The organism is Photobacterium atrarenae, assembly GCF_024380015.1.
Taxonomy (GTDB): Bacteria; Pseudomonadota; Gammaproteobacteria; order Enterobacterales; family Vibrionaceae; genus Photobacterium; species Photobacterium atrarenae.
In genome coordinates this window covers 1-13823 of the sequence record NZ_CP101510.1, presented here as the reverse complement: position 1 = coordinate 13823, position 13823 = coordinate 1, and the positions used below count along the sequence as shown (strand labels likewise).

Below are 13823 nucleotides of genomic sequence, written 5' to 3'. Positions count from 1 at the left end.
CACTAGTCAATACAACTTCCCTCGAATGATGGGGACCAGGATTGGACGGGTTGACCTCGCTTGAAGGTGCGGATGCGCGGAACAAGACCCTTCCCTGGGTCAAGTCCCGGAGCAACCGAGTTACGAGGGCTGGAAGAACGCCCTTTTGAGGGCCATTTCCAGGCCACGAACTTCAGCCAGACCTTTGAGGCGACCAATCGCGGAATAGCCCGGATTGGTTTTCTTTTTCAGATCATCGAGCATCTGATGACCATGGTCCGGGCGCATCGGGATCAACCGGGTATCCCCGGCTTGTGCCCGGCGCTTTTCTTCTTCAAGGATCGCCATCACCACCTGATACATATCGACATCACCATCGAGGTGGGCGGCTTCATGGAAGGTGTTCGGGTTCTCCTCGCGCAGCGTCGAGCGCAGGTGAGTGAAATAAATCCGATCGCCATGCTTTTGAATCATCCGCACCAGATCATTGTCACTACGCACGCCGTAAGAGCCGGTACACATGGTCAGGCCGTTCATTTGGCTCGGCACGTTCTCCGTCAGCCAGTCGATATCTTCGATGGTCGAGACAATCCGCGGCAGACCGAGGATTGGACGCGGTGGATCGTCCGGATGAACCGCCATTTTCAGCTGGTGCGCTTCGCACACCGGCATCAGCTCACGGAGGAAATAAGCCAGATGCTGACGCAGCTGATCTTTGCTGATCCCGGCATAGCGGTCGAGCTGGGCCTGGAATTCTTCCAGGGTGTAGCCTTCCTCGGCCCCCGGCAAACCGGCAATGATATTCCGGGTCAACTGATCAATATCCTGTGCCGTCATTTGCTGAAAATACGCCAGCGCCTCCGCCTGCTCCGCATCAGAATATGTTGCTGCCGCGCCCGGACGTTTCAGAATATGGAGTTCAAACGCAGCAAAGGCAATCTGATCAAAACGCAGGGCTTTCGAGCCATCCGGCAATTCAAATTCCAGATCGGTTCGGGTCCAGTCCAGCACCGGCATGAAGTTATAACAGACGGTATCAATCCCGCATTCAGCCAAATTGCGCAGCGTCTGCTTATAATTGTCAATCCATTGCTGATAGTTGCCTGACTGGGTTTTAATCTCTTCGTGGACCGGCACACTCTCGACTACCGACCAGGTCAGTCCTTTTTCTTCAATAAGGGCTTTGCGCTTGAGGATCTCTTCTTTGGACCACACTTCCCCGTTGGGGATATGGTGTAGCGCATTCACAATTCCTGTTGCCCCGGCCTGACGAATATCATCAAGGGAAACAGGATCATTCGGGCCATACCAACGCCAGGTTTGCTCCATAACAATCACCTTTTAACAGACAGACGAAACCCGCTCGAACCGCGTCAAGCTCCGTCTTTGAACGATAAAAATAAACAGCTCGGGCAATGCGGCTGCTCTGGATATAGGCCAATCGGTGATTGGCCCGGATCAGTCACGCAAGATTAATCTCCGCCGAGGAGAACAACCGGGTTTGAACTGAACAGGTAGCCATCGAAATTCGGATCATCAATATCCGACAGCTCTAATAATCGTTGCTTCACGTTTTCAAGGTGTTGCCACATGGCATTTTTGGATGCGACAGGGTCTTTGCGTTGCAGGGCTGCCAGGATACGCGCATGGTCTTCCAACCATTCTTCGCGATAGGCCTGATCATTAATGTGCGTATGGAGTTTTTTCCACATCGGGCTCTGCTCACGGCGCTCCCAGGAGTCCTTGAGCATATCAACCAGCACCGAGTTCTGTGTCGCCTCAGCGATGCAAACATGAAACTGCTTGTCACCAAGCGCCTCATCCTCGACACCGTTGGCGAGCTCCTGCCGCTCCAGATCAAGCGCAGCACGCATCTTGACGATATCGCCAGGGGTGACCTGAATGGCTGCAAACTCGGCAATATTACTTTCCAGTAACTGCCTTGCCTGCAGCATTTCAAACGGGCCGGCATCATCACTGATCACCGCTTCCCGGCTGTGTGCCTGATTCGGAATATTCAGGACGTAAACACCTGAGCCTTTTTTGACTTCAACGAGATTCTCCAGCTCCAGCATAATGATGGCTTCCCGGACCACGGTCCGGCTCACATCCAGCCGCTCAGCGATATCTCGCTCCGGCGGCAAACGATCACCCACTTGATAGTGGCCATCAATAAGTTCCTGTCGCAGGATAAGCCCTAGCTCTTGGTAAGGCCGTTTCGGTTCAAAAGGCATCATGATGATATTGTCACTGTTTTCCATCGCACACTTCACGCCATCATAGCGACCAATCAAAATTGGTCAACCTCTATATACTAGAGTCTAGCAACACCTTGGTTTTTTATTATTTACTTACGTTTCAGGTTATTGGACTTCTTTAATTCGTTTGACGAGATCATTCAGCGCCGGGTTTGACGCTTCCAGGTCCGCATACATCGGCTGGACGGACTCAACAAACGCGGTTTTATCCGGTGACACAAAGGTCACACCCAGTTTTTCTGCTTTTTGCCGCTCTTTGGCTTCCGACTCCGCCCACAGCTGCTTCATCAGCTCCATGGATTCCATGGCTGCCTGTTTCAGCGCTTTACGGTTTTCATCCGACAGGCCATCGTAAGTCTTGGTCGAGATCACCAGCACATCTGGCACCATGGTGTGCTCATCCATGCTGTAGTATTTCGCCACTTCGCTATGACGGCTCAAGCTGAACGACGGGATGTTGTTTTCCGCAGCATCCACCACACCTTGTTGCAGCGCAGTATAGAGCTCGCCATAGGCCAGCGGTGTCGGACTACCACCCAGCGCTTTCACCATATTGATTGCTGACGGGCTTGGCTGAACACGGACTTTCAGCCCCTTCAAATCAGCCGGGGTCTTGATCGGCTTTGAGGTATAAAAGCTGCGGGCACCCGCATCATAGTAGGTCAGGCCGATAAAGCCGCTTTCCCGGGATGAAGCCAGGATCTCTTCGCCGACCGAGCCTTCCTGTACGTTGTAATAATGTGATTTATCACGGAAAAGATAAGGCAGGTTAAATGCTGCATATGCCGGAGCGAAAGCTTCCAGCTCCGCCGCGTTCGACTTCACCATGTCCAGCGCGCCGTTCTGCATCAGCTCCATCGATTCACGCTGGGTACCGAGCTGGGCATCCGGGTAAATCCGGATCCGGACATCGCCATCGGTCAGCTTGCGGACTTCCTTGGCCATATGTGACATCGCTTTATGGACCGCGTGGTCACGCGGGTGGTTGTGGCTCAGTTTCAACGTCGTGGCGGCATAGGTTGAGGCCGTCGCACCGAACGTCAGGGCTGCCCCGATCATTGCGGTTAACACTCTTTTACGCGTCATCATCTTCTGTCTCCGTGAGAATCTTTATCCGTGTTATAGGGTACGTTTTTGTAGGGTATGTCATAAAAACGAAATCAATCTTGGCAACCAATTTCAAAACCGTCAAAGCAAAAAACCAAATTGGTTGACCTATATCACAATAAACCCCTTTAAATTGGTCAACCAAAGCAGGTGTGAGCAAGCTCACATGACAATTTTGTCATTATTCCTATAATCCCAGCGGTAATGAGGCCGGGTTTCACCATTAAATGCCAGTGAACGGCTCTAAATTGGTAAACCAAATGATTCCGGGCTCAACAAAAAGGAATGAAAGATGAATAAATCCGTTGATTACATAAACAGAGGGTTGGCCATGTTCACCGTGACACTCTCGACCTTTCTGGTGTTCTGCGTGATCTGGCAGGTCATCTCCCGGTATGTCATCGGGAAACCCAGCACAGTCACCGACGAACTGGCCCGGTATTTATTTATGTGGGTCGCTTTGATTGGCGCCGCCTACACCACCGGCTTAAAGCGCCACTTAGCCATCGACCTGCTCACCATGAAGCTGAGCGGCAAACGTAAGCTGCTGAATGAAATCGTCATTCAGGGCGCCATCGCCTTATTTGCAATGATCGTGCTGGTTTACGGCGGAACCCAGCTGGCGCTGAAAACGCTGGCTACAGGCCAGGTCACGCCCGCCTTGGGCATTGAAATGGGATACATCTACTTCTGCTTGCCGATCAGCGGCGGGCTGATGATTTTCTACTCGCTCATTTTCGGGTACGAAAAAGCCAGGCAGTTGCTGAAATGCGATGTGCTGATTGCAGCAACGCAGAAAAAATAACATTACAGGAGTTTGTTTATGGACTGGCAAGTCATTTTGACCCTCTTTGGTACCTTCGCAGCACTCCTGGCCCTGGGGGTCCCGGTTTCATTTGCGATCGGGCTTTCCTCACTGACCACCATTCTGATGAGTCTGCCGCTGGAGCCGGCCATTGCCGTCGTCGCCCAGCGCATGGCGGCAGGACTCGACAACTTTGCCCTGCTGGCAATCCCCTTCTTTATTCTGGCAGGCAACATCATGAACCAGGGCGGCATTGCCCTGCGGCTGATTAATTTTGCCAAAGTGCTCGGCGGCCGCCTGCCGGGATCGCTGGCCCACGTCAACGTCATGGCCAACATGATGTTCGGCTCAATCTCGGGCTCAGCAGTTGCCTCGGCCGCTGCGGTCGGCGGAACCATGTCGCCGCTGCAGAAAAAAGACGGCTATGATGAGCACTTCTCGGCAGCGGTCAACATCACCTCCTGCCCGACCGGCCTGCTGATCCCGCCGAGCAACACCCTGATTGTGTTCTCGCTGGTCTCCGGCGGCACGTCGATCGCGGCCCTGTTCCTGGCCGGCTATATTCCCGGGATCCTGATGGGGCTGAGCCTGATGCTGGTTGCGGGTTTTATCGCCAAACGCCGCGGCTACCCATTAGCCCCCAAACCGAGCAAGGCCGAAGTCTGGAATACCTTCCTCAAGGCCATGCCTTCGCTGCTGCTGGTCGTGGTGATTATGGGTGGGATCATCGGCGGTATTTTCACCGCCACTGAAGCCTCGGCCATTGCGGTTGTCTATACCTTCGTGCTGGCCGTCCTGGTGTACCGCGAGGTGAAGTTTCGTGAGCTGCCGAAAATCGTGCTCGAGTCAGCCGTCACCACCTCGATCGTCCTGCTGCTGGTCGGCGCCTCAATGGGCATGTCCTGGGCCATGGCCAATGCCGACATCCCCTACATGATTGCCGATGCCCTGTTAGCGGTGTCCGAAAACCCGCTGGTCATCCTGCTGATCATCAACCTGATCCTGCTGATTGTTGGTATTTTCATGGACATGACGCCGGCCGTGCTGATCTTCACCCCGATTTTCCTGCCGATTGTGCTGGATATGGGCATCGACCCGGTTCACTTCGGGATCATGATGACCTTCAACCTGGCCATCGGGATCTGTACCCCACCCGTCGGCAGCGCGCTGTTCATCGGCTGCTCGGTCGCCAAGGTCTCAATTGAGAAAATCATCAAGCCGCTGCTGCCGTTCTACGCAGCGCTGATCGCCGCCCTCCTGGCGGTCACCTTTATGCCGCAGCTGAGCCTGTTTCTGCCCAACCTGGTACTGGGCTATTAATCCGGAATTGAGATTCCCCAAACAGAGAATTTTGTGCCGGCACAGGTCGGCACGATCAAGGATACGACCATGAAAAATATTTCAAACACCCCCGTCCACGCCCAGGTTCTTCGTCCCGGTTATGATCGAACAACATTAGCCGATCGCATCGTCCACCTCGGCTTCGGTGCTTTCCACCGGGCACACCAGGCCCTGTTCACCAATGAGATGCTGGAAAAAACCGGCAGTGACTGGGGGATCTGTGAAATCAACTTATTCGGCGGCGAAGCACTGATCACCCAGCTGCGCGAGCAGGATCACCTTTATACCGTTGCCGAAAAAGGCGCAAGCGCCACGGAAGTAAAAATGATTGGTGCCGTCACCGGCTCGCTGCATCCGGCTCTTGACGGCAAACAGGCGGTCCTGGCCAAAATGACCGAAGCGCAGGTGGCCATCGTTTCAATGACCATCACCGAAAAAGGCTATTGCGCGGATCCGGCCACCGGACGACTGGACAAAGAGAATGCGCTGATCAAGGCGGATTTGACCCACCCACATGATCCCGACTCTGCGATCGGCTATATCGTCGAAGCCCTGCGCCTGCGCCGGGAGCTCGGCCACAAGCCGTTCACCGTGCTGTCTTGCGACAACATCCAGGAAAACGGTCATGTGGCCCGGGCTGCAATCCTCGATTACGCCAACCTGGTTGACCCGGCGCTGGCCGGCTGGATTGAAGCCCATGTGACTTTCCCCTGCACCATGGTCGACCGGATTGTACCGGCAGCAACCGACGAGACCCTGACGGAAATCGCCAAGTTGGTTGGGGTCGCCGATCCATGCGGCATCGCCTGCGAGCCGTTCCGCCAGTGGGTGATTGAAGATAACTTTGTCAACGGCCGCCCGGCATGGGACCAGGCCGGGGCCGAGTTTGTCGCGGACGTGGTGCCGTTTGAAGAAATGAAGCTGCGGATGCTCAATGGCAGTCACTCCTTCCTGGCATATCTGGGTTACCTGGGCGGCTATGACCATATCTCGGACACTATGACCAACCTCAGCTACCGCAAAGCAGCCTTCGACATGATGATGCAGGCCCAGGCGCCGACCCTCAAGATGCCGGAAGGCACCGATCTGGAAAGCTATGCCAAATTGCTCATCGAGCGCTTCCGTAACCCGAGCCTGAAGCACCAGACCTGGCAGATCGCAATGGACGGCAGCCAGAAAATCCCGCAACGCCTGGGCGCCTCCCTGCGTCACCACCTGGCGCAAGGCACGGACTATCGCTGGCTGGCGATGGGGATTGCCGGCTGGATGCGCTATATCAGCGGTATCGACGAGCACGGCAATCCAATTGATGTTCAGGATCCGATGGCCGCACAGTTCCGGGCGATTTATGAGGCGCATGAGATCAATCCTTCGGTGGTCAAAGCCCTGCTCGGGATTGAAGCGATTTTCGGCAGCGACCTGGTCCAGAACGAAGCGCTGGTTGCCGACATCACAACAGCCTATGAGCTACTGATCACCAAAGGCGCCAAAGCCGCCGTTGCTGCCCTGTAACCGATCCCGCGTGGCGGGCACCCGATGCCCGCCCCATGAAATGGAGTCCGAAAATGAAACCTTTTCTCTGTGACGATTTCCTGCTGACCAACGATATCGCCAGTCGTCTGTACCATGACTACGCCAAAGACATGCCGATTTATGACTACCACTGCCACCTCAACCCACAGGAGGTGGCAGAGAATCGCCAGTTTGCCAACCTGGGTCAGATCTGGCTCGAAGGCGATCACTACAAATGGCGTGGTATGCGGGCCGCCGGGATCCCGGAAACCCTGATCACCGGTAAAGACAGTTCTGATTTTGACAAATATATGGCCTGGGCCAGAACCGTGCCGAAAACCCTGGGGAACCCGCTGTACCACTGGACCCACCTCGAGTTACGTCGTCCCTTCGGCATCACCGGCAAGCTGTTCGGACCGGACACCGCCGAAGCCATCTGGCATGAGTGCAACGAGATGCTGGCCAGTCCGGCGTTCTCCGCGCAGGGGATCATGAAGCAGATGAATGTGGTCATGGCCGGCACCACCGACGACCCGATCCACAGCCTCGAATACCACAAGGCCATTGCTGAAAATGATCAAATTGAGGTCGAAGTCGCACCGAGCTGGCGTCCGGATCGGGCGTTTAAAATCGAACTCGATGGTTTCGTCGAATACATGCGGCAACTCGGGGCAGCGGCCGATATGGATATCACCCGCTTCCAGGATTTGCTCACCGCATTGGATCGCCGGCTGGAGCATTTTGCCGCCCATGGTTGCCGTGCGGCCGATCACGGGATAGAAGTCGTCCGCTATGCCCGGGTCCCGGTCGAATCAACGCTCGACGCAATCCTGGCCCGCCGACTGGCCGGTGAGACCCTGAGCGAGCTTGAAATTGACCAGTTCAGCACCGCTGTCCAGATCTGGCTCGGCTGGCAATATGCCAAGCGCGGCTGGGTGATGCAGCTCCACATCGGGGCCCAGCGCAACAACAACACCCGGATGTTCCGGCAGCTGGGTCCGGACAGCGGCTTCGACTCCATCGGCGATCAGCCGTTTGCGCTCCAGCTGGCTTCGCTGCTCGATGCGATGGATACCACAAACGAGCTGCCGAAAACGATCCTGTATTGCCTGAATCCACGGGATAACGAAATGATGGCCACTATGATCGGCAACTTCCAGGGCGGTGGTATTGCCGGGAAAATCCAGTTCGGCTCCGGGTGGTGGTTCAACGATCAGAAAGACGGTATGCAGCGCCAGCTGGAGCAGCTGTCGCAGTTGGGTCTGCTGAGCCAGTTTGTCGGCATGCTGACGGATTCACGCAGCTTCCTGTCCTACACCCGTCACGAATACTTCCGCCGCATTCTCTGTAACCTGATCGGACAATGGGTGGTGAATGGCGAAGCGCCAAACGATCCGGCAATGCTGGGGCAACTGGTTAAGGACATTTGCTTCAACAATGCCAAAACCTACTTCCAGCAACCGGGAGAGCTGACATGAAGCGAATCGCAATACTCGGCGAGTGCATGATTGAACTGAACGGGACCCCTTTTGGGCCGATGCAGCAGACCTATGGTGGTGACTCGCTCAATACCGCCGTCTACCTGGCCCGCACGGCCGGTGACAGCGTGGCCGTCGACTATATCTCCGTCCTCGGCACCGATGCGCTCAGCGAAGGCATGATCCGCGCCTGGCAGGCTGAAGGGATCCATACCGAGCAAGTCCTGCGGGATCCGGCCCGCCAGCCGGGTCTCTACCTGATCCAGCTGGATGATGCAGGGGAGCGAACCTTTCTGTACTGGCGCAACCAGTCCGCGGCTCGCTACCTGGTACGCCATCCGAACTTTCCGGCCATTGCCGCCCATCTGGCGTCTGTTGATATGATCTACCTCAGCGGCATCAGCCTGGCGATCTTACCGCCGGAGGATCGCCAATTACTGATTGAAGTACTGGGCAAGCTGAAACAGCGCGGCGTACAGATCGCCTTTGATACCAATTACCGGCCGGCACTGTGGGAAAGCGCAGACGAAGCCCGGCTGTACTATGCCCAGCTATTCGCACTGACTGAACTCGCCCTGGTCACCAACGATGACGAGCAGGCCCTGTGGGGAGATGAGTGTGAAGAAGACACCCTCGCCCGGCTGCAGGCCGTCGGGGTAAAAAAGGCCGTGGTGAAACTGGGCCCCCGGGGCAGCTGCTATGAAAACTTTACTCTGCGCTCGCGGGTACGGATTGACGCCCAGCCGGTCGCCAAAGTGGTTGATACCACCTCCGCCGGCGATGCGTTCAACGCCGGCTTTCTGGCCGGGGTGATAACCCGCCAGAGTCCGGCGATCTGCTCCGAGCAGGGCCATCGCCTGGCCGGCACTGTGATCCAGCACCGGGGGGCAATTATCCCGGCCTCGGCTACATCACACCTGAACTTTAACGTTCAACCCCGTTTTATCTACACCAAGGAAGTCCAATCATGAGCACTATTGCACAACAACTGGCCGCGATTAAAGTAATCCCGGTGATTGCCATTGATCGCGCCGAAGACATTCTGCCACTGGGCAAGGCCCTGGCTGACAACGGCCTGCCGGCGGCCGAGATCACCTTCCGCTCAGACGCGGCCGCAGAAGCCATCCGCCTGCTGCGCGAGGCCCAGCCCGACATGCTGATCGGGGCCGGGACGGTCCTGAGCCGCGAGCAGGCGATAGCCGCCAAGGAAGCCGGTGCGACCTTTGTGGTGTCACCCGGATTTAATCCCAATACGGTCAAGGCCTGCCAGGAGATCGGCATTGATATCGTCCCGGGGGTCAATAACCCAACGGCGGTTGAAGCCGCGCTGGAAATGGGCCTGACCACCCTGAAGTTCTTCCCGGCCGAGGCCTCAGGCGGGCTAAACATGGTGAAGTCCCTGCTTGGCCCTTACACCCAGATCCAGTTTATGCCGACCGGCGGCGTCAATGCTGCCAATGTGAAAGACTATCTGGCCATTGATCGAGTGTTTGCCTGCGGCGGGACCTGGATGGTGGATAAAAAACTCATCAAAGCGGGACGCTGGGACGAGATTGGCCGCCTGGCACGGGAAGCCGCGGATCTGGTGCAGTAACGCGCCCTTCCCTCCCGGCAAAGGCTTCCAGACGGAAGCCTTTATTTTTCATGTCACCGGAGCCATGAACCCATGTACATCAAAACCACGCCCATCAAAGCCATGCACATCGCCTTCCTCTACACGCTCAGCGACAACATTCCGCTCTTCAGCCCGTATATTCAGCGGTATTTACGCGATCGCAACATGACGGTGACCCATCACCTCAATGAAGAACTGCTGCAGCACGCCAGGGAAGACGGCCTGACGGCCAACGTTGCGGCCGAGATCCACCAAGCCGTGACCGAGATTGCCGATACAGGTGCCGATATGATTGTCTGTACCTGCTCGACCATCGGCGACCTGGCCGAGCAGACCCCGGCCGTTACAGCAACCGTGATCCGGGTCGACCGGCCGATGGCCCGGGCTGCGGTTGCCTTCCCGCAGATCCATGTGCTCGCCGCCCTGCCTGACACCCTCGAGCCGACGATGGCGCTGTTAAGAAGCACTGCAAAAGCCGCTGGCAGGGAGCCCAAGATCAGCACGGCCGTGGTGCCCCAAGCCTGGCAATCCTATCAGGCCGGCGATCAGAGAGGCTATGCCGCGACCATTGCCCGTTTCATCCGCGAAAACTGCCAGGGGCTTTCCGGCGCCCTGCTGCTTGCCCAGGCCTCGATGGCCCCGGCCGCTCAGCTGGTCCGGGGGCGACAAGCCGGACAAATCCTGACCAGCCCGGAGCTATGCCTGCGCTACCTGGCGTCACTCCCTATGGTGTCAGCGCATAAGGAGGCCGCGCATGATTAATTCCAGCCTGATTCAGGAGGCGGGGTCTGTTGCTTTTATTCAGGGGGTTGGGATCATCGCCTTTGTGATCGGGGCAACGGCATTTCTGCACCAGGACGACCGCAAGTTTCGTCTCCACTTAATGCTGTTTCAGATCATTTTATGCAGTCATTTTATATTGATGGGCGCCATGACCGCCGCTTTCGGCTGCGGGATCAGTGCGCTGAGAAGTTACGTCTCGACCAAGACGGACTCAAGCACCATGATGTGGCTGTTTATCACCCTTTTGTGGCTGACGGGGGCACCCAGCGCGCATCATGCCTATGAGCTCCTGACCCTGTTCGGCGCCTCTGTGGCCACCTGGGGGTTATTTAAGGCGCAGGGCATTCAACTCAAGCTCATGATCTTATTCAATTCATTTTGCTGGCTGACCCATAACCTGCTGCTGGGGTCGATTGGCGCCACCTTGATGGAAATGACCTTTATCGGGATGAACTTATTCTCCATTGCCAGGATGCTCAGAGCCCGAAAGTCCCTGGAGGCTGAGCGCTCCTGATCCTGAAAGCAGACGTCTGGGTCAAATGTGATGTTTACCAAGCTGGCCGCTCAATGCTCCGCATCGCGTCCGATAGCCGGCGCCACTGGTGGGTGGCGCCGGTCAGGCAGGGCCGAGATTTCAACGCCCCACCGAGCCCTTCAGGTCTTAGTCATAGCTCAGACCATAACCAAACGGGTACAACGTCTCCGCCGGCGCATAGCCCGGTGCATCAGACGCCTGATTGATGATCGCTTGGGCACTGTTGGCGAGCGCAAACGGCAGCTTGCCGCTCGGGCTGAACTTGCCGGTGATCACATCCATCAAGGCCTCATCCCGGGAGCCGAACGTCGCCAAAATTGCCCCGGCGTTTTTCAGGCCACTGGCCTCATCCATCACGAACGGCTGACGGAAATACACAGACAACACGGTTTTATCGGCACCGACTTCGCTCATCACCGCCTTGATTTCATCCAGAGACGGGCTGATTTCCCAAGTATTGGCCTGCGCCATACTGGTGAAATCGAGTACATCCACTTCCGCGAAGTCCGCACCACCGAAGACCAGCAAGCCGGTGTCCTTATTGGTGACCCGAACCCGGATCAGCGCATAGTCATGACCGGCCGCGCTCGGCCGAGTATTCAGATCCGCAGCATCCCCGACCGTGACCTCCTGATAGCCATATTGCTCTGCAACCCCTTCATTCATCCCCAGGGTATAGAGTTTCTTATCCGCGGCCTGTTCGCTGGCCGGCAACGGCAACAGCGCATTCTGGTTTTCAAGCAAGACGATCGACTGACGCTGAGCCTGGTTCGCGGCTTGCTGGAATTGCTCATTGCCGACAATATCATTGGCACGCGTCGCGTCGACATACGGGTTTTCAAACAGTCCCAGCTCGAACTGGACCTTCAGCAGACGCTTGACCGACTCATCGATTCGCGCTTCCGAAACCAGTCCCTGCTTGACCACACTGAGGATATCCGCATTTTTGTGGAAACCGGAGAACACATCGGTCCCGGCATCCATCGCGGTCTGGAACAGTTGGTTCTTAGTCTTATCCTGCAGTCCCCAAGCCCGGTTATTCTGAACCGTTTGCGCATCAGGCAGGCCGACATTCGGCTCATTGATAATTCCGGTGTCCGAGTTGATCACCCCGGTAAAACCCAGCTCTTTGCGTAATAAGTCATCCAGAATCCCTTTGGAAAACGCAATACCGACGTTTCCGGCCGGTGTGCCGACACTGGTGCTGTAAGCGTTATAAGGAACCCGGACAGTGTCCTGGACCCGGTCAGAGACCACATCGGCCAACGACCAGTCATTGTTGGTGTTGCTATCGGTTCCGACATACAAATTGGTCCCATCCGGCGCACGGGTCTCTCCCTGCCCCAGATCCGACACCGCCGCCGACAACCCCGTAGTACGGCATCAGGGCCGCAACGCCAGCCTCAATGGCCGCTTTGAACGGTTTAACATGGTAGTCGAAATTTCCGCTCGGGTAACTCTGATGCTGACCAGCCAGGTAGTGCGGATCCAGTCCCAGGAACTGCGGGCCACCACCGGGGAAGTGCTTCATGGTCAGCACAATACTGTTGGCATCAACCTGCTTGCCCTGCAGGTTCTTGACCAGGGCGGTCATGATCTCAGCCGCCAGATCAGCATCCTCGGTGAAGGTTTCATGCACCCGATACCAGCGCGGCTCGGTCGACAAATCGGCCATGTAACCGTACATGCCGCGCAGGCCAATAGCTTTCCATTCGGTATTCATGATTTCGGCAAACTCGCCGATCAGCGACATATCGCCCTCACCGAGGGCAGCGGCAGCCAGACCTGCCTCTTTCGGCCATTCAGAGAACGCCCCCGCAGCGACGTTAATCCCCGGCTTGGCATTGGGATCGTTATGGTTACGGGCATTGGATTTAAACAGCGCCGGGATCCCCAGACGGGTATTTTCACTCAGCTCCTGCACGGCGTTCATATACAGCGCTGCTTCGAAAGGAGAGATCGGCGCACTGGCACGCCCATCAATCGTCGCCCCCGACGGCGCACGCTCTTCAGGCGTCATGGCACTCAGCTCGGCCGAAGTCAGGATCGGGTTGCGGAAGATAAAGCGATTCATCTTCTGCTGTGCGATGTAATCGAGGTGGGTGTCGTTCACCTGGCCATAAGCACCGGCATTCATGGTATCTATCAGCATCATGCCGACTTTCTCTTCGAGGCTCATCTGCGCGACCAGGTCGTTGACCCGCACATCCACGGATTGTCGCCAGTCCTCATAAATGTCGAGCGCACCGTTTTTATTCAGATCCTTAAACAAATAGCCGTCAACATTCATGATTGTCGCAACACGAGCCGACAGCGCCGGCTGCACCCACGTTGTTTGGTCATCGTCACTGTCACAGCCGGCAAGCAGCACCGCCAGTGCCACCGGGGTCATCCTTAAAAGGGACTTCAT

General features: G+C 56.4%; 13 protein-coding genes. 8 read left to right on the top strand and 5 right to left on the bottom strand.

What is annotated here, in order from left to right; all coding sequences use genetic code 11:
* Nucleotides 1-120: 120 nt before the first annotated feature.
* The 3 genes from uxuA to NNL38_RS24345 all read right to left on the bottom strand — a co-directional run bounded on the left by uxuA (nt 121) and on the right by NNL38_RS24345 (nt 3326).
* Nucleotides 121-1308 (bottom strand): mannonate dehydratase, encoded by a 1188-nt coding sequence (uxuA, locus tag NNL38_RS24355; protein WP_255392379.1) that lies wholly within the window; start codon nt 1306-1308, stop codon nt 121-123.
* Between the two features lie 143 nt (nt 1309-1451).
* Nucleotides 1452-2240 (bottom strand): FCD domain-containing protein, encoded by a 789-nt coding sequence (locus NNL38_RS24350; RefSeq protein ID WP_255392378.1) that lies wholly within the window; start codon nt 2238-2240, stop codon nt 1452-1454.
* A gap of 102 nt (nt 2241-2342) precedes the next feature.
* Nucleotides 2343-3326: a TRAP transporter substrate-binding protein gene (locus NNL38_RS24345; protein WP_255392377.1), complete on the bottom strand. Its 984-nt coding sequence runs from the start codon at nt 3324-3326 to the stop codon at nt 2343-2345.
* A 310-nt stretch (nt 3327-3636) separates the two neighbouring features.
* Between NNL38_RS24345 and NNL38_RS24340 the strand changes: the two genes are divergently transcribed.
* From NNL38_RS24340 to NNL38_RS24305, 8 genes are all read left to right on the top strand, one after another.
* Nucleotides 3637-4149, top strand: coding sequence for a TRAP transporter small permease (locus tag NNL38_RS24340; RefSeq protein WP_255392376.1), 513 nt, complete (start codon nt 3637-3639; stop codon nt 4147-4149).
* Nucleotides 4150-4167: 18 nt separating this feature from the next.
* The gene (locus NNL38_RS24335) at nt 4168-5469 is read left to right on the top strand and encodes a TRAP transporter large permease (RefSeq protein ID WP_255392375.1); all 1302 of its coding nucleotides are present in this window, start codon (nt 4168-4170) and stop codon (nt 5467-5469) included.
* Nucleotides 5470-5538: 69 nt separating this feature from the next.
* Complete coding sequence (locus tag NNL38_RS24330) at nt 5539-7002, top strand: fructuronate reductase (RefSeq protein ID WP_255392374.1); 1464 nt, start codon at nt 5539-5541, stop codon at nt 7000-7002.
* Between the two features lie 53 nt (nt 7003-7055).
* Nucleotides 7056-8480, top strand: coding sequence for a glucuronate isomerase (gene uxaC, locus NNL38_RS24325; protein WP_255392373.1), 1425 nt, complete (start codon nt 7056-7058; stop codon nt 8478-8480).
* On the top strand, nt 8477-9451 hold the full coding sequence (locus tag NNL38_RS24320; RefSeq protein WP_255392372.1) for a sugar kinase: 975 nt from the start codon (nt 8477-8479) through the stop codon (nt 9449-9451). The genes uxaC and NNL38_RS24320 overlap by 4 nt, the downstream gene beginning before the upstream one ends.
* A complete protein-coding gene (locus NNL38_RS24315) occupies nt 9448-10074 on the top strand; it encodes a bifunctional 4-hydroxy-2-oxoglutarate aldolase/2-dehydro-3-deoxy-phosphogluconate aldolase (protein WP_255392371.1) in 627 nt (208 codons plus the stop codon). The genes NNL38_RS24320 and NNL38_RS24315 overlap by 4 nt, the downstream gene beginning before the upstream one ends.
* Before the next feature lie 72 nt (nt 10075-10146).
* Nucleotides 10147-10857: a hypothetical protein gene (locus NNL38_RS24310; protein ID WP_255392370.1), complete on the top strand. Its 711-nt coding sequence runs from the start codon at nt 10147-10149 to the stop codon at nt 10855-10857.
* Nucleotides 10850-11392 (top strand): YgjV family protein, encoded by a 543-nt coding sequence (locus NNL38_RS24305; RefSeq protein WP_255392369.1) that lies wholly within the window; start codon nt 10850-10852, stop codon nt 11390-11392. The genes NNL38_RS24310 and NNL38_RS24305 overlap by 8 nt, the downstream gene beginning before the upstream one ends.
* A 147-nt stretch (nt 11393-11539) precedes the next feature.
* On the opposite strand, the gene NNL38_RS24300 is transcribed toward NNL38_RS24305, so the two are convergent.
* Nucleotides 11540-12769, bottom strand: coding sequence for a glycoside hydrolase family 3 C-terminal domain-containing protein (locus tag NNL38_RS24300; RefSeq protein ID WP_255392368.1), 1230 nt, complete (start codon nt 12767-12769; stop codon nt 11540-11542).
* A complete protein-coding gene (locus NNL38_RS24295) occupies nt 12702-13823 on the bottom strand; it encodes a glycoside hydrolase family 3 N-terminal domain-containing protein (protein ID WP_255392367.1) in 1122 nt (373 codons plus the stop codon). Before NNL38_RS24295 ends, NNL38_RS24300 begins: the two co-directional genes overlap by 68 nt.